The organism is Streptomyces sp. FIT100, from assembly GCF_024584805.1.
GTDB lineage: Bacteria > Actinomycetota > Actinomycetes > Streptomycetales > Streptomycetaceae > Streptomyces.
Window position 1 is genome coordinate 6,054,761 of sequence record NZ_CP075715.1, and the last position, 14,503, is coordinate 6,069,263.

Below are 14,503 nucleotides of genomic sequence, written 5' to 3' on the forward strand. Positions count from 1 at the left end.
GTCCCCCTAGAAGGCTGCTGAAAATCTCGTGTTCTGGCCCCGGCTCGGTGGAGTCGGGGCCAGTCTTGTAGGCATGCAGGGGGAATGGGCCGGGGAGATGGTCGGGCCGGATGTGTGGGAGACCTGCCGGGAGTTGATCCCGGTGGGGACTGTGTTCGCGTTCCTGGCCGAGCATCGTGAGGTGCTGTTCGAGCCAGGGATGTTCGCCGACATGTATCCCTCGCCCAACGGCCGTCCGAGCCTGCCACCGCAGGTGCTGGCCGCGACCGTGGTGCTGCAGAGTCTGTACGGGTTGTCGGACTTCGAGACGGTCCAGGAACTGCGGTGTGACCTGCGATGGAAGGCGGCCTGCGGGCTCGGCCTGTATGACACGGCGTTCGACCCGTCGCTGCTGACGTACTTCCGGCGCCGACTGCGTCACTCGGCCGATCCGACGCGGATCTTCACCAAGGTCAAAGAGGTCGTGGCCGCGACCGGCGTGCTCAAGGGCAAGCAGCGGCGGGCTCTGGACTCCACCGTGCTCGATGACGCGGTGGCCACCCAGGACACCGTTACCCAGATCATCTCCGCGGTCCGCCGGGTAATCCGCGAGGTCCCCGGAGGCGGGGAGACCGTGGAGCAGTGGTGCACGGCGCACGATTACACCGACCCGGGCAAGCCGAGGATCGCCTGGGACGACGAGCAAGCGCGTGCCGCGTTGGTCGACGCGCTGGTCGCCGACGCCCTCAACCTGCTCGGACGCCTGCCTGAACAGGAACTCGGCGAGAGGGCGGCGAACGCGGTCGGTTTGCTGGCCCTGGTCGCGGGCCAGGACGTGGAGCCGGCCGATGACTCCGACGGGCGTGACGGCCGCTGGCGCATCGCGAAGCGCACGGTGGCGGACCGGACGGTGTCCACCGTCGATCCCGACGCACGGCACATCCACAAGAACCGAACCCGCCACCAGGACGGCTTCAAAGGACATGCGTCCGTCGAGCCGGAGACTGGACTGTTCACCGCGGTTGCCCTCACCAGCGGCAACGGCCCCGACAACCACGAGGCCGCTGTCGCCTGCGATCTGCTGGCCGACGAGGACGAGGGCCAGGAGTTAACCGTGCTCGGCGATTCCGCCTACGGCACCGGCCATCTGCGCGCACAGTTGCAGGCCGACGGCCACACCCTGGTGATCAAGCCGCCACCGCTGCGGCAGGCCGTCCCCGGCGGCTTCACCATCGACGACTTCCACATCGACACAGCGGCCGGCACCGCGACCTGCCCGGCCGGCCACACCGCCAACCTCGGACAGGTCAAAGCAGACGGTGCCCGCACCGCCCAATTCAAACGCCTCTGCACCGACTGCCCGCTGCGCGGACGCTGCACCACATCCAAGACCGGACGCACCCTCAACGTCCACCCCAAGCACGAACTGCTGGCCACCGCCCGGACACAGGCTGCCACCGATGTGGCCTGGCAGGACGAATACCGCAGATGGCGGCCACCAGTTGAACGCGCCATCGCCTGGCTGGTCGCCAAAGGCAACCGCCGCGTCCCGCACCGGGGCGTCATCGCCAACAACATCTGGCTCCATCACCGCGCTGCCGCCCTCAACCTCCGCCGACTGATCAACCTCGGACTCACCCGAGCCAACGGCAACTGGCACCTCACCCCGGCCACCGCATAACGAAAGAGCCGCCCGGCCCACAGCCGAGCAGCCCCTCAACCAAGATTTTCAGCAGCCTTCTAGGCCCCCAGCACCCGCCGCAGGTAGTCGTTCCCGAACACCCGATCGGGATCGAGCCGGTCGCGCAGTGCCGTGAACTCGCCGAAGCGCGGATACACCCGATCGAAGTACTCCGCGTCGCGTGTGTGCACCTTGCCCCAGTGCGGACGCCCCTCATGCGCGGTCATGATCCGCTCGACCGCGGTGAAGTACGAGCGGTACGGCGTCCCTTTGTACATGTGCACCGCGATGTACGCGCTCTCGCGGCCCGAGGCCGTCGACAGTGTGATGTCGTCCGCAGGGGCGGTCCGCACCTCGACCGGGAAACTGATCCGCAGCGGCGAGCGCTCGATCATCGTCTTCAGTTCGCGCAGCGCGCCGACCGCGGCCTCCCTCGGAAGCGCGTATTCCATCTCGACGAAGCGCACCCTGCGGGGACTTGTGAAGACCTTGTAGGGAATATCCGTGTACGTGCGGGCGGAGAGCGCGCGGCTGGAGAGCCGCGCGATCGCGGGGATCGAGGCCGGCACCGCACGGCCGACCGAATTGACCACCTGGAAAAGACCGTTGGAGAGCAGCTCGTCCTCGATCCAGCCGCTGACCGACCCGGGCGGGGCGAGGGGACCGGTGCTGCGGTTGTTGCGCTTGGTGTTGCAGTTGCCCGTGTGGGGGAACCAGTAGAACTCGAAGTGCTCGTTCTCCGCGTGCAGCTGGTCGAACTCGGCCATGACCCGGTCGAACGGCATCGGCTCCTCGCGGGCCGAGAGCAGGAACAGCGGCTCCACGGCGAAGGTGATCGCGCTGATGACCCCCAGTGCGCCCAGGCCGATCCGGGCCGCCGCGAAGACCTCGCGTTCCTCGGCGGTCCCCTTCTCGGAGCAGCGCAGCAGCGAGCCGTCCGCCGTGATCAGCTCAAGGCCCCTGATCTGCGCGGCGATCGAGCCCGAGTCGCGGCCGGTGCCGTGCGTCCCGGTGCTGGTCGCGCCCGCGGCGGTCTGCTCCATGATGTCGCCCATGTTCGTGAGCGACAGGTCCTCGCGGGCGAGCGCGGCGTTGAGCCGCTTCAGGGGTGTGCCCGCCTCGACGGTCACCGTCATCGCCGTACGGTCGATCTCGCGGATGCCGGTGAGCAGGTCCGGGCGGATCAGGACGCCGTCGGTCGCGGCGATCGACGTGAACGAGTGCCCCGTGCCGACCGTCTTCACCCGCAGGCCGTCCTCGGCCGCGCGGCGTACGGCGTCGGCCAGTTCACCGGCGCTGGCGGGGAACACCTCCCGCATCGGACGGGCGGACACCGTACCCGCCCAGTTACGCCACGCGTTCCCCGCCCTGGTGCTGGTCCTGGATGTGCCCGTCATCCTGCCCCTCCCGCGTCGGCACCGGCCTGCGCAGCCGGCGGTACCCCAGGAACGCCACGACCGCCGCGAGCGCTCCCGCCACCGCGGGCACCGCGTACGCCGCACCGGCGCCGTGCGCGTCCACCACCCAGCCGGCGGCCGACGAGCCGAGCGCCACGCCGACCGCGAGCCCGGTACCCGTCCAGGTCATGCCCTCGGTCAGCTTGGTGCGCGGTACGTGCGCTTCGACAAGGGCCATGGTCGTCACCATCGTCGGTGCGATGGCCAGGCCGGCGACGAAGAGCGCCACGGCCAGGATCGGCAGGTTCCCGGCCAGTTGGAGGGGGATCATACTCACGGCCATCGCACAGACACCCAGGACCCACCTGCGCGACGCCTCGCCCTTGAGATGGAGCAGCCCGAAGACCGCTCCGGCGAGGCAGGAGCCCAGCGCGTACACCGCGAGGACCAGGCTCGCGGCCGCCTTGTGGCCCTGCTCCTCGGCGAAGGCGACCGTCACCACGTCCACCGCACCGAAGATCGCTCCCGTCGCCACGAACGTCGCCACCAGGACCTGCAGACCGGGGGAGCGGAGCGCCGAGCCGCTCGTGTGCTGCTCGCGCGGGTGCGGCACGGGCTCGGTGGCGCGCTGTGCCGTCAGCCACACCACGCCGACGACGAGGAACGCGGTGGCGATCAGCGGCCCCGCCTCCGGGAACCAGATCGTCGACAGCCCGATCGAGATGATCGGGCCCACGATGAAGCACACCTCGTCGGCGATCGACTCGAATGCGTACGCGGTGTGCAGCTCGCGCGGCGAGCCCCGGTAGATCTCCGCCCAGCGCGCCCTGGTCATCGCGCCGACGGCCGGGATGCAGCCCGCACAGGCGGTGAACGCGAACAGCGTCCAGTCCGGGGCGCCCTGCTGCGCGCAGACGAGCAGCCCCGAGACCGCTGCCACCGACACCAGCAGCGCCGGCCGCATCACCCTGCGCTGACCGTGCCGGTCGACCAGCCGGGAGACCTGGGGGCCGAGCACCGCCGCCGAGAGCGCGAGCGTCGCGGAGAGCGCGCCGGCCAGGCCGTAGCGGCCCGTCAGCTGGGAAATCATGGTCACGATGCCGATGCCCATCATGGACAGCGGCATCCGGCCGAAGAAGCCCGCTGCGGTGAACGCGAGGGTGCCGGGCGCGGCGAATATCGCGCGGTAGGGACTGGCCAAGGGGGGCGCTCCGTAGATCCATGTGGCGCGGGCGCGGAAGAGCGCTCCGTAAGGCGTGTGACGTGCGCGTACAGCTTACGGGTTAGGCAACCCTTACTCCAGTGCGGTTTCCTGCCTGTCAGCGGCGGGTGGGAGGATCGCACCATGGCCGAACAGCTCGATCCCGCTCCGTGCGACCCAGCTCCCTATGACGCCCTGCTGCTGCTCTCCTTCGGCGGACCCGAAGGCCCGGACGATGTGGTTCCGTTCCTGGAGAACGTGACGCGGGGCCGGGGCATCCCCAAAGAGCGGCTGAAAGAGGTCGGCCGGCACTACTTCCTGTTCGGCGGGGTCAGCCCGATCAACGACCAGAACCGGGCCCTGCTCGAAGCCCTCCGGAAGGACTTCGCGGGCGCCGGTCTCGAGCTGCCGGTCTACTGGGGCAACCGGAACTGGACGCCGTATCTCACCGACACCCTGCGGGAGATGGTGCTCGACGGGCGCCGCCGCGTCGCGGTCCTCGCGACCAGCGCCTACGCCTCGTACTCGGGCTGCAGGCAGTACCGGGAGAATCTCGCCGACGCGCTCTCCGTCCTGGAGGCCGAAGGGCTCCCGCTGCCGCGCGTCGACAAGCTGCGGCACTACTTCAACCACCCCGGATTCGTCGGGCCCATGGTCGAGGGCGTGCTGAAGTCCCTCGCGGACCTGCCCGCAGAGGTGCGGGCCGGGGCGCACCTCGCCTTCACCACCCACTCCATCCCGGACGACGCCGCCGACGCCTCGGGTCCCGTCGCGGAGCACGGCGAGGGCGGGGCGTACGTGAAGCAGCACCTCGACGTCGCACGGGTCATCGCCCGGGCCGTGCGGGAGGAGACGGGGACCGAGCACCCCTGGCAGCTCGTCTACCAGTCGCGCAGCGGGGCCCCGCACATCCCCTGGCTGGAGCCGGACATCTGCGACCACCTGGAGGAGCTGCACGGGGCAGGGGTCCCGGCGGTCGTGATGGTGCCGATCGGCTTCGTGTCGGACCACATGGAGGTCCTGTACGACCTGGACACGGAGGCCGCCGCCAAGGCCGCCGAGCTGGGGCTGCCGGTGCGGCGCTCCGCGACGGTGGGCGCGGACCCGCGGTTCGCGGCGGCGGTGCGGGAGCTGGTCCTGGAGCGCGCCGCGACCGAGCGTGGCGCCGTCGTCGAGCGGTGTGCGCTGGGGGCGCTCGGGCCCTCGCACGACCTGTGTCCGATCGGCTGCTGCCCGGCCCGCAGCGAGCGGCCCGCCGCGGCGGGCGCCGACAGTCCGTACGCCTGAGGAGTCCTTCCCATGACCGACCCGCTGTTGGGTGAGCTGCTGTCCCTGGCCCTGGAAGCCGGCGGCAGGGCCGGGGCGCTGCTGCGTGACGGCAGGCCGGACGATCTGGCCGTGGCGGCGACCAAGTCCAGTCCGATCGACGTCGTCACCGAGATGGACATCGCCGCGGAGAAACTGATCACCGGCTTCCTGTCGGACGCCCGGCCGGACGACGGCTTCCTCGGCGAGGAGGGCGCGTCGGCGGAGGGCACCAGCGGTGTCCGGTGGGTGATCGATCCGCTCGACGGCACCGTGAACTACCTTTACGGGCTGCCCACATGGGCGGTGTCCATCGCGGCCGAACGGGACGGCGAGACGGTCGCCGGGGTCGTCGTGGTGCCGATGCGGGGCGAGACGTACCACGCGGTGCTCGGCGGCGGCGCGTTCTGCGGGGACCGGCGGCTGCGCTGCCGGCCCGCGCCGCCGCTGGACCAGGCGCTGGTCTCGACCGGTTTCAACTATGTGCAGTCCGTCCGCAGCCACCAGGCGGACGTCGCGCAGCGGCTGATCCCGCGCCTCCGGGACATCCGGCGCGGCGGCTCGGCCGCCGTCGACCTGTGCGATGTCGCGGCAGGCCGGCTCGACGGCTACTACGAGCGGGGTCTGCACCCGTGGGACCTCGCCGCGGGTGACCTCATCGCCCGCGAGGCAGGCGCCCTCACCGGCGCGCGCCCCGGCGAGCCGCCGTCCGGCGATCTGACGATCGCGGCGTCCCCGGGCGTCTTCGAGCCGCTCCAGCGGCTCCTGGACGATTTCGGCGCCTGGCACGACTGACCCTGCGGGGCGGGGCCCGGGGGGTGCGGCTCGGCCCCACGTGCCCGGCACTCCGCGTGCCCAGCACCCCGGTCGGCCCCGGGCCCGGTCGGCCGGTGACTGGTCGGCCCGGTTGCCCGTGCCGGGCGGGCGTGGTGCGGCTGCCGCCGGTGGGGGGCGGGGGCGGGGCCCCTCCGGGCTCGACGTCTCGGCGGCGGCGCGCAGCTCTGCCGGGTTGTGCACCGGCGCAGGCCGCCGCCCGTACGGGGTAGCCCTGCACGGCCCCGCCCCGGGGTGGTCGCCGACTGCGGACCGTGGATCCTCCACCTGTCCGCGGGTATGCGTCCCGCTGCGCGGAAGCCAGGCTTCTTGCACCCAGCGGCGTGCCCCGGGCGCTCCGGGCATGCGGAAGGGCCCGGCGCCACAGGGTGGCGGCGGGCCCTTCCGGAGGTGGTCAGGCGCTCGCGGCGCCGACTTCCACGCCGTGCTCGGCGGCAAGGCGACGCAGGTCGTCCAGCTCGGCCTGCTCGACATCCGCCAGGAAGTCGTCGCCCGTTTCGCGAGCCCTCGTGAGGTCGGTTTCCGTGGCCTTGATGCGCTGCAGAAGACCTGCGGTGAATGCGTCCATGGTTTGCGCCCCCTCGTCGTGGGTCGGTGGCACACGGGGTGTGCCTACGGCGGGTTGATCACGCTCCCTCTCTGGGGGACAGAGAGCGGGCTGTGGCGTGCCACATACATGGCGTGATCGCGGGTGTGCAGTCGTCCTCCCCAGGCACACCCTCAGAGAAACCTCAACTCGAGCGGCAATCCATTCAATTCCCGGTGCCCCCAGGAGGCCTGCATCCGCCTTACATCCGGTTTACGCGCGTAAGGGGCAGGATGGAGACACACAGTCGGTGCCGGCCCGTACGACACGGCTGCCCTGATCACGGCGGCAGCGGGACGGGTCCCAGAGGAAGGATCAACCACGTGCGCGTACTCGTCGTCGAGGACGAGCAACTGCTCGCCGATGCGGTGGCCACCGGGCTGCGCCGGGAGGCCATGGCGGTCGACGTCGTGTACGACGGCGCCGCCGCCCTGGAGCGCATCGGGGTCAACGACTACGACGTGGTCGTACTCGACCGCGACCTCCCGTTCGTCCACGGCGACGACGTCTGCCGCAGGATCGTCGAACTGGGCATGCCCACGCGCGTCCTGATGCTCACCGCCTCCGGTGACGTCAGCGACCGCGTCGAGGGCCTGGAGCTCGGTGCGGACGACTACCTTCCGAAGCCGTTCGCCTTCACCGAGCTCACCGCCCGCGTGCGGGCGCTCGGCCGGCGTACGACCGTGCCGCTGCCGCCCGTCCTCGAGCGCGCCGGCATCAAGCTGGACCCGAACCGCCGCGAGGTCTTCCGCGAGGGCAAGGAGGTCCAGCTCGCCCCGAAGGAGTTCGCCGTGCTGGAGGTCCTCATGCGCAGCGAGGGCGCGGTCGTCTCGGCCGAGCAACTGCTGGAGAAGGCATGGGACGAGAACACGGACCCGTTCACCAACGTCGTACGGGTCACGGTCATGACCCTGCGTCGCAAACTCGGTGAGCCGCCCGTCATCGTGACGGTCCCCGGCTCCGGCTACCGGATCTGATCCCGTGGCCGCGGCACCCGCGCCCCCTCAGGCGCCCCCGAAACCCACCTGGGCCCCCGGCGAGCCGGTGCGGCCCTGGTTCAGGCCCACCATCCGGATACGGCTCACGCTGCTCTACGGCGGCATGTTCCTGATCGCCGGGATCCTGCTGCTCTCGATCATCTATCTGCTCGCCGCCCAGGCCGTGCAGGTGGGCAGCCAGCTGCCGTTCAAGATCGTCGACGGCAGTGTGACCAGCGAGGTGTGCAACTTCCCGGACAAGGCGCCGCCCGCCCAGTTCAACGAGGCGATGAACTCCTGCGTGAACGAGCAGCGCCAGCACGCCCTGGACGAGCTGCTCACCCGCTCCCTCTTCGCCCTCGTCGGCCTCAGCGTCATCGCGTTCGCCTTCGGCTACGCCATGGCGGGCCGCGTCCTCTCCCCGCTCGGACAGATCACCCGCACCGCGCGCCGCGTGGTCGGCTCCGACCTCTCCCGGCGGATCGAGCTGGACGGCCCCGACGACGAGCTGAAGGAGCTCGCCGACACCTTCGACGAGATGCTGGAGCGGCTGGAGCGGGCCTTCACGGCGCAGCAGCGGTTCGTGGCCAACGCCTCGCACGAGCTGCGTACGCCGCTGGCGATCAACCGCACGCTCCTGGAGGTGCATCTCTCCGACCCCGGCGCCCCCGACGAGCTGCGGCAGCTCGGCAAGACCCTGCTCGCCACCAATGAGCGCAGCGAGCAGCTCGTGGAGGGCCTCCTGCTGCTCGCCCGCAGCGAGAACCAGATCGTCGAGCGCAAACCGGTCGACCTCGCCGAGGTCGCCACCCGCGCCGTCGACCAGGCCCGCAGTGAGGCGGAGGCCAAGGGCGTGGAGTTCCGCGGCAGGCGTGCCCCCGTCGTCGTCCAGGGCAACGGCGTCCTGCTGGAGCGGATCGCCCTGAACCTGGTCCAGAACGCCGTGCGCTACAACGTGCGGGAGGGCGGCTGGGTGGAGGTCACCACCGAGCTCTCGCACGGGCAGGCGGTGCTGGTGGTGTCCAACACGGGCCCGGTGGTCCCGGCGTACGAGATCGACAATCTCTTCGAGCCGTTCCGGCGGCTGCGCCAGGAGCGGACCGGCAGCGACAAGGGCGTCGGGCTCGGCCTGTCGATCGCCCGATCCGTCGCGCGCGCCCATGGTGGCCGTATCATCGCGGAGCCGCGCGAGGGCGGCGGTCTCGTGATGCGTGTCTTCCTGCCCGTCTGACGTCGTACGACGTGCTACGACGGGTGACCGGGGGACACGGCAGCGAAGCCGTCGGCAGCCGTCGGCAGCCTTCGGCCGAAAAAACTTCTCTGTTCGCTTTACGCGGAATTTTCGGGACTCGCGCCCGTGAATCCTCTGTGTGATCGATCACAGGAGCGAATTTCCGGCCATCTACTCTCCGTGATCGGAAATCCTGCGGAACGCCGGTAAAAGTCCGGGTTTTCAGGGGTCCGAATCACGGGAAGTACACGGGGTGGCGCCCGTGCAGTGCGACATTCGGACCGTGTACGGTCCCGATCGCCATCCAACCCGATCACTCTTGAGGGGTCCGGTTGGGTGTCGATTGAGTAACAGACCTTGATGTGAGGCAAAATCTCCGCCTCGGGTCGGGCACAAGTCCGGCCTCTCACGCGTTACGTGCGCTGGAGACACCGCAGACACCCAGAGGGGGAGAGCGACATGGCAACGGATTACGACACCCCACGCAAGACCGATGACGACCTCAACGAGGACAGCATCGAAGAGCTCAAGGCTCGTCGGAACGACAAGACGACGTCGACCGTCGACGTCGACGAGTTCGAGGCCGCCGAAGGTCTGGAGCTGCCCGGGGCCGACCTCTCGAACGAGGAGCTGGCCGTCCGGGTGCTGCCCAAGCAGGCCGACGAGTTCACCTGCATGAGCTGCTTCCTCGTGCACCACCGCAGCCAGCTGGCCCGCGAGAAGAACGGCCAGCCGATCTGCCGCGACTGCGACTGAGGTCCGGCCGGCCGTGGCAGGCGAGACACCGCCCGGGAAGCGCTCCAGGAAGCTGGGGTTCCGGCGGAAGGGTTCCCCGGAGCCGGAGGCGCCCCAGGGCGGCTCCGCGCCGTGGGACGGCGCAGAGGTGCCGGACGGATCCGAGCAGGGGCACGCCGGCCGGCCGACCCTGCCCGGCGACGCACGTGACGACGAGCGGGGCCTCCCGGCCTCGCTCGAGGAAGAGACCCGGCCGGGGTCCCCGACCAGGGCCCGGCGCCGGGACAAGGTGCTGCACGGCGTGCGCAAGAGCGGCGACGCCGCCAAGGCGGCGCTCGGATTCGTGGCCGACCGGATGATCGACATCGCTCCGCGCATCCCGGTCCGCGACCTCGAGACGCTGCGCCGGCACTTCCCGGGCCTCGGCCCCGAGGAGATCGCCGACAAGCTCGTCGCGGGCGCCGCCAACGCCAGCTCGACCGTCGGCGCCGGCGTCGGCGCGGCGGCCATGCTGCCCGTCCCGCCGGCGATGCCCGCCGAGCTGGCCACGGAGATCATCGGCGTCGGCGCGATCGAGCTCAAGCTCATCGCCGAGCTGCACGAGGTCTACGGCCTCCGGCCGCCCGGCAATCTCACCGAGCGGGGCACCGCGTATCTGAGCTCCTGGTCGGACGAGCGCGGCATCGACGTGAAGAAACCGGTGACGATCAACGCGGCACTCGGCGGCCACATGAAACGCGAGCTGCGCCAGCAGATCATGAAGCGCACGGTCCGCAACATGCCGACCCTGATGCCGTTCATGGTCGGCGCCGCCGTCGGCGCCCTGATGAACCGGCGGGACACCAGGAAGCTCGCCAAGCGCATCCGCGAGGATCTGCGCCGTCACCAGGTGCCCTGGGACGCGCTGCCCGAGCTGCCCGGCCTGGAGAAGCCCAAGGGCGAGCTGCCGCCGGAGGTTCCGCCCGAGGCCCGCAAGTACCTGGGCCGCTGACACCCCGTGGCCGTTCCGCGCCGCCCCGGTGTCGACCGGCCCCGTGCCGCCCCGGACTAACCGGCCCGCACGGCCTCCAGCGCCGCCGCCAGCGACCGCGGGTCGCGGGTCGAGACGTAGACGTACGGGGTCGGGTCCTGCGGGTCCGTGACCGGCACACGCAGCGCCGTCGGTACGTAGCTGCGCAGGAGCATGTAGGCGCGCGGGTCGGCCTTGTAAGAGCGCCAGGCGCGCGCCTCCTCGGGGGCCAGGACCTCGGGCGCGCCGAGTGCCGAGACCGGGATGCGGGCGTCACCGGCGACCAGGGAGTCCGCGACCACCCTGATCCGCGCCGAGCCGTACGCGCTGACCGCGACCGCCGCCAGTGCGCCCGCGCCGATCAGCCCGGCGAGCATCGCCACCGTGCCCAGCGGAAGCAGCACCAGACCGCCGGAGAGCGCGACCATGACGGCGATCAGCCACCAGGAGCGCGGAGCGGTGAGACGTTCGTCGTAGCGCAGCGCGGACGGCTGGCCGTTGGGCGTCGCGGGAGGCGTGGCGGAGGACGGCATGGAACCAAGCTTGGCACGGCGCGACCTGCCGCAGGCCGCGCGGGTAAGGTCTGCGCCTGTGAGTACTGCACTGACCCCTCCGGCCGGCGCCCTACCGCCGGTACGGCACCCCGACGCGCCCGCCCCAGGCGAGCTCCTCGGCGCCCACTACGAGCACTGCTTCGGCTGCGGCGGCGAACAGCCCCACGGGCTGCACCTGGAGGCACGGGCCGGCGAGGGTGTGAGTCTCACCGCCGAGTTCACCGTCACCGCCGCCCACCAGGGGGCGCCGGGTCTCGCCCACGGCGGCGTACTGGCCACGGCGCTGGACGAGACGCTCGGCTCGCTGAACTGGCTGCTGCGCGTGATCGCGGTGACCGGACGGCTGGAGACCGACTTCGTGCGCCCCGTGCCGGTGGACACGGTGCTGTTCCTGGAGGCCGAGGTCACCGCGGTCAGCGGCCGCAAGATCTACTCCAGGGCGACCGGCCGGATCGGCGGCCCCGACGGCCCGGTCGCCGTGCGCGCCGAGGCCCTCTTCATCGAGGTCAAGGTCGACCACTTCATCGACAACGGCCGCCCGGCGGAGATCCGGGCCGCCATGGCCGACCCCGACCAGGTCAGGCGCGCCCGCGCCTTCGAGGTGAACCCCTGATGCGCACCCCCGTCGACGTACTGATCCGGCGCCTGGACCCGGAGGTGCCACTTCCGGCATACGGACATCCTGGCGATGCCGGTGCCGATCTGGTGACCACCGAGGCCGCCGAGCTCGCCCCCGGCGAACGGGCCGTTCTGCCCACCGGAGTGTCGATCGCGCTCCCCGACGGGTATGCGGCGTTCGTGCATCCCCGTTCCGGTCTGGCGGCCCGCTGCGGAGTCGCCCTCGTGAATGCCCCAGGGACGGTGGATGCCGGGTACCGTGGGGAGATCAAGGTGATCGTGGTCAATCTGGACCCGCGCGAGAGCGTGCGGTTCGAGCGGTTCGACCGGATTGCTCAACTGGTCGTCCAGCAGGTCGAGAAGGTGCGCTTCCACGAGGTGGCGGAGCTTCCCGGCTCGGCTCGGGCCGAGGGGGGCTTCGGGTCCACCGGCGGTCATGCCGCAGTGGGCGACTCGGCCGTGGGCGCACAGGGTGGGAATCGATACGCTTCGGTCGTATCCGACCGGGAAGGACAGTGACGTGTTCGGACGTCGCAAGAAGAGCGGTACCGCCGATGACGTGGCGGGCGAGGCCGAGCAGGTCGTCGACGAGCTCGACACGGAGGACACGGCGGCGGAGCAGGACGCGCCGCGCCGGGTGAACCTCCCGCCGGCGCCCAGGCCCGACGGCCCGTGGGACGTCTCCGAGGTCTCCAAGCCCGGTGAGGGCCGAGTGGACCTGGGCGGACTCTTCGTGCCCGGAGTCGAGGGCATGGAACTGCGCGTGGAGGTCGCCGGCGACGCGATCGTCGCCTCGACGGTCGTGCTGCGGGACAGTGCGATCCAGCTGCAGGCGTTCGCCGCGCCCAAGAAGGAAGGCATCTGGGGCGAGGTCCGCGAGGAGATCGCCTCCGGCATCACCCAGCAGGGCGGCGTCATCGACGAGGTCGAGGGCCCGCTGGGCTGGGAGCTGCGCGCCCAGGTCCCGGTCCAGCTGCCGGACGGCACCGGCGGCGTACAGCTGGTGCGCTTCGTCGGCGTCGACGGGCCGCGCTGGTTCCTGCGCGGAGTGATCTCCGGGCAGGGCGCGGTGCAGCCGCAGGCCGCCGGGCTGCTGGAGCAGATCTTCAAGGACACGGTCGTGGTGCGCGGCGAGGGCCCGATGGCGCCTCGCGACCCGATCGTCCTCAAGCTGCCGAACGACGCCCAGATGGTGCCCGAGGGCGTCCAGCAGGAGGAGCAGGAGTCGTCCCGCTTCTCCGGCGGGATGGGGCAGCTCCAGCGCGGACCGGAGATCACCGAGGTCCGCTGAACCAGTCGGCACAGCGGCACAGAACGTGTGAGCCCGGTGGGCCGCACTCCGGTCACGGGGTGCGGCCCACCGGCGTACGCGCTCGTGCCTGATACGGGGTGCGGGGTGCAGGGCGCGCGCGGCACACGGGCCGTACGAGGCCGGTGGCGCGACCCGCACCGGGCGTTGCCGCATCGAGTGCGGCCTGCACATACTGGCGCCCGCAGCGCTGCGCGCGCCCGCGCGGCTCCACGACGGGGGACGTATGACCGAGAGCACGACCGGACGCTCCACAGGCACCGCCGTCGCCGACGGGCGTCCCGCAGGACCCATGGTCCGGGTCGAGGACGTCCACCGCACGTACGGCGGCGGCGCCGCGGCCGTCCACGCCCTGCGAGGGGTGTCCTTCCAGGTCCCGCGCGGTGAGCTCGTCGCCCTGAAGGGCCGGTCGGGGTCCGGCAAGACCACGCTGCTCAATCTGGTCGGCGGCCTCGACACTCCGGACCAGGGCCGGATCACGGTCGACGGCACGGACCTCGCCGGGCTGGGCGAGGACGGGCTCCTGGAGCTGCGCCGGGACCGCATCGGCTTCATCTTCCAGTCCTTCGGGCTGATCCCGATCCTCAGCGCCGCCGAGAACGTCGGCGTACCGATGCGGCTGCGCAGGACCGACCCGGCCGAGCGCGAGGAGCGGGTCGCGCTGCTGCTCTCGCTCGTCGGCCTGGCCGAGCACGCCGCGCAGCGGCCCGGCGAGCTGTCGGGCGGACAGCAGCAGCGCGTGGCCATCGCCCGCGCGCTCGCCAACCGTCCGGCCCTGCTGATCGCCGACGAACCGACCGGCCAGCTCGATGCGGAGACCGGACTCGCGGTGATGGAGCTGCTGCGCGCGGTGGTCCGCAGCGAGGAGGTGACCGCTCTGGTCGCCACGCACGACGCCCAGCTGCTCGGTCTCGCCGACCGGGTCCTCGAACTGAGCGACGGCGAGATCGTCGAGCACTGATCGTCGAGCAGCAGGGGTGTCCGTTCTCGCCTTGCCCTTGCCCTCGCTCCCGCCCCCGAGTGGGAGGCGCGCGTCAGAATCGCGTCAATACGCCCCTGGCCACCACATCGTGTCCGTTTTGTCGGA

At 71.2% G+C, this 14,503-nt stretch carries 15 protein-coding genes; 11 read left to right on the forward strand and 4 right to left on the reverse strand.

Annotation, left to right across the window (positions count from 1 at the left end):
• The first annotated feature begins 73 nt into the window (after positions 1 to 73).
• Positions 74 to 1,660 carry an IS1182 family transposase gene (locus KK483_RS27270; protein WP_399013025.1) on the forward strand — a complete coding sequence of 529 codons (1,587 nt, stop codon included), beginning with the start codon at positions 74 to 76 and terminating at the stop codon, positions 1,658 to 1,660.
• Positions 1,661 to 1,719: 59 nt separating this feature from the next.
• Here the strand turns inward: KK483_RS27270 and KK483_RS27275 are convergent, their stop codons facing one another.
• Both KK483_RS27275 and KK483_RS27280 read right to left on the reverse strand, forming a co-directional pair.
• Complete coding sequence (locus KK483_RS27275; protein ID WP_262007857.1) at positions 1,720 to 3,057, reverse strand: D-arabinono-1,4-lactone oxidase; 1,338 nt, start codon at positions 3,055 to 3,057, stop codon at positions 1,720 to 1,722.
• On the reverse strand, positions 3,008 to 4,258 hold the full coding sequence (locus tag KK483_RS27280; protein WP_262007858.1) for an MFS transporter: 1,251 nt from the start codon (positions 4,256 to 4,258) through the stop codon (positions 3,008 to 3,010). Before KK483_RS27280 ends, KK483_RS27275 begins: the two co-directional genes overlap by 50 nt.
• Positions 4,259 to 4,402: 144 nt before the next feature.
• Here KK483_RS27280 and KK483_RS27285 point away from each other — a divergent pair, with 144 nt between their 5' ends.
• Both KK483_RS27285 and KK483_RS27290 read left to right on the forward strand, forming a co-directional pair.
• Positions 4,403 to 5,545, forward strand: a complete 1,143-nt coding sequence (locus KK483_RS27285; protein ID WP_262007859.1) for a ferrochelatase — start codon at positions 4,403 to 4,405, stop codon at positions 5,543 to 5,545.
• 12 nt (positions 5,546 to 5,557) lie between these two features.
• On the forward strand, positions 5,558 to 6,358 hold the full coding sequence (locus KK483_RS27290; protein ID WP_262007860.1) for an inositol monophosphatase family protein: 801 nt from the start codon (positions 5,558 to 5,560) through the stop codon (positions 6,356 to 6,358).
• A 433-nt stretch (positions 6,359 to 6,791) separates the two neighbouring features.
• Here the strand turns inward: KK483_RS27290 and KK483_RS27295 are convergent, their stop codons facing one another.
• The gene (locus KK483_RS27295) at positions 6,792 to 6,965 is read right to left on the reverse strand and encodes a hypothetical protein (RefSeq protein WP_262007861.1); all 174 of its coding nucleotides are present in this window, start codon (positions 6,963 to 6,965) and stop codon (positions 6,792 to 6,794) included.
• 341 nt (positions 6,966 to 7,306) lie between these two features.
• On the opposite strand from KK483_RS27295, the gene KK483_RS27300 reads away from it, so the two are divergent.
• The 4 genes from KK483_RS27300 (at position 7,307) to KK483_RS27315 (ending at position 10,917) form a co-directional block, all read left to right on the forward strand.
• Positions 7,307 to 7,960, forward strand: coding sequence for a response regulator transcription factor (locus tag KK483_RS27300; RefSeq protein ID WP_262007862.1), 654 nt, complete (start codon positions 7,307 to 7,309; stop codon positions 7,958 to 7,960).
• A 4-nt stretch (positions 7,961 to 7,964) separates the two neighbouring features.
• Positions 7,965 to 9,191, forward strand: a complete 1,227-nt coding sequence (locus KK483_RS27305; protein ID WP_262007863.1) for a HAMP domain-containing sensor histidine kinase — start codon at positions 7,965 to 7,967, stop codon at positions 9,189 to 9,191.
• Positions 9,192 to 9,650: 459 nt separating this feature from the next.
• Positions 9,651 to 9,947, forward strand: a complete 297-nt coding sequence (locus tag KK483_RS27310; protein ID WP_166632484.1) for a DUF4193 domain-containing protein — start codon at positions 9,651 to 9,653, stop codon at positions 9,945 to 9,947.
• Positions 9,948 to 9,960: 13 nt separating this feature from the next.
• Positions 9,961 to 10,917, forward strand: coding sequence for a hypothetical protein (locus tag KK483_RS27315; RefSeq protein WP_262007864.1), 957 nt, complete (start codon positions 9,961 to 9,963; stop codon positions 10,915 to 10,917).
• A 56-nt stretch (positions 10,918 to 10,973) separates the two neighbouring features.
• On the opposite strand, the gene KK483_RS27320 is transcribed toward KK483_RS27315, so the two are convergent.
• Positions 10,974 to 11,468 (reverse strand): DUF3093 domain-containing protein, encoded by a 495-nt coding sequence (locus KK483_RS27320; RefSeq protein WP_262007865.1) that lies wholly within the window; start codon positions 11,466 to 11,468, stop codon positions 10,974 to 10,976.
• A 58-nt stretch (positions 11,469 to 11,526) separates the two neighbouring features.
• Here KK483_RS27320 and KK483_RS27325 point away from each other — a divergent pair, with 58 nt between their 5' ends.
• From KK483_RS27325 to KK483_RS27340, 4 genes are all read left to right on the forward strand, one after another.
• On the forward strand, positions 11,527 to 12,102 hold the full coding sequence (locus tag KK483_RS27325; RefSeq protein WP_262007866.1) for a PaaI family thioesterase: 576 nt from the start codon (positions 11,527 to 11,529) through the stop codon (positions 12,100 to 12,102).
• Complete coding sequence (gene dut, locus KK483_RS27330) at positions 12,102 to 12,626, forward strand: dUTP diphosphatase (protein ID WP_262007867.1); 525 nt, start codon at positions 12,102 to 12,104, stop codon at positions 12,624 to 12,626. The genes KK483_RS27325 and dut overlap by 1 nt, the downstream gene beginning before the upstream one ends.
• Before the next feature lies 1 nt (position 12,627).
• A complete protein-coding gene (locus tag KK483_RS27335; RefSeq protein ID WP_262007868.1) occupies positions 12,628 to 13,398 on the forward strand; it encodes a DUF3710 domain-containing protein in 771 nt (256 codons plus the stop codon).
• Between the two features lie 244 nt (positions 13,399 to 13,642).
• A complete protein-coding gene (locus KK483_RS27340) occupies positions 13,643 to 14,377 on the forward strand; it encodes an ABC transporter ATP-binding protein (RefSeq protein WP_262007869.1) in 735 nt (244 codons plus the stop codon).
• The last annotated feature ends 126 nt before the right edge of the window (positions 14,378 to 14,503 follow it).

What these genes read in the sequence shown, in the direction of transcription:
- KK483_RS27285 (WP_262007859.1), top strand. Translation starts at nt 4,403, where the DNA reads ATGGCCGAACAGCTCGATCCCGCTCCGTGCGACCCAGCTCCCTATGAC.
- KK483_RS27290 (WP_262007860.1), top strand. Translation starts at nt 5,558, where the DNA reads ATGACCGACCCGCTGTTGGGTGAGCTGCTGTCCCTGGCCCTGGAAGCC.
- KK483_RS27310 (WP_166632484.1), top strand. Translation starts at nt 9,651, where the DNA reads ATGGCAACGGATTACGACACCCCACGCAAGACCGATGACGACCTCAAC.
- KK483_RS27340 (WP_262007869.1), top strand. Translation starts at nt 13,643, where the DNA reads ATGACCGAGAGCACGACCGGACGCTCCACAGGCACCGCCGTCGCCGAC.
- KK483_RS27320 (WP_262007865.1), bottom strand. Translation starts at nt 11,468, where the DNA reads ATGCCGTCCTCCGCCACGCCTCCCGCGACGCCCAACGGCCAGCCGTCC.
- KK483_RS27275 (WP_262007857.1), bottom strand. Translation starts at nt 3,057, where the DNA reads ATGACGGGCACATCCAGGACCAGCACCAGGGCGGGGAACGCGTGGCGT.
- KK483_RS27270 (WP_399013025.1), top strand. Translation starts at nt 74, where the DNA reads ATGCAGGGGGAATGGGCCGGGGAGATGGTCGGGCCGGATGTGTGGGAG.
- dut (WP_262007867.1), top strand. Translation starts at nt 12,102, where the DNA reads ATGCGCACCCCCGTCGACGTACTGATCCGGCGCCTGGACCCGGAGGTG.
- KK483_RS27295 (WP_262007861.1), bottom strand. Translation starts at nt 6,965, where the DNA reads ATGGACGCATTCACCGCAGGTCTTCTGCAGCGCATCAAGGCCACGGAA.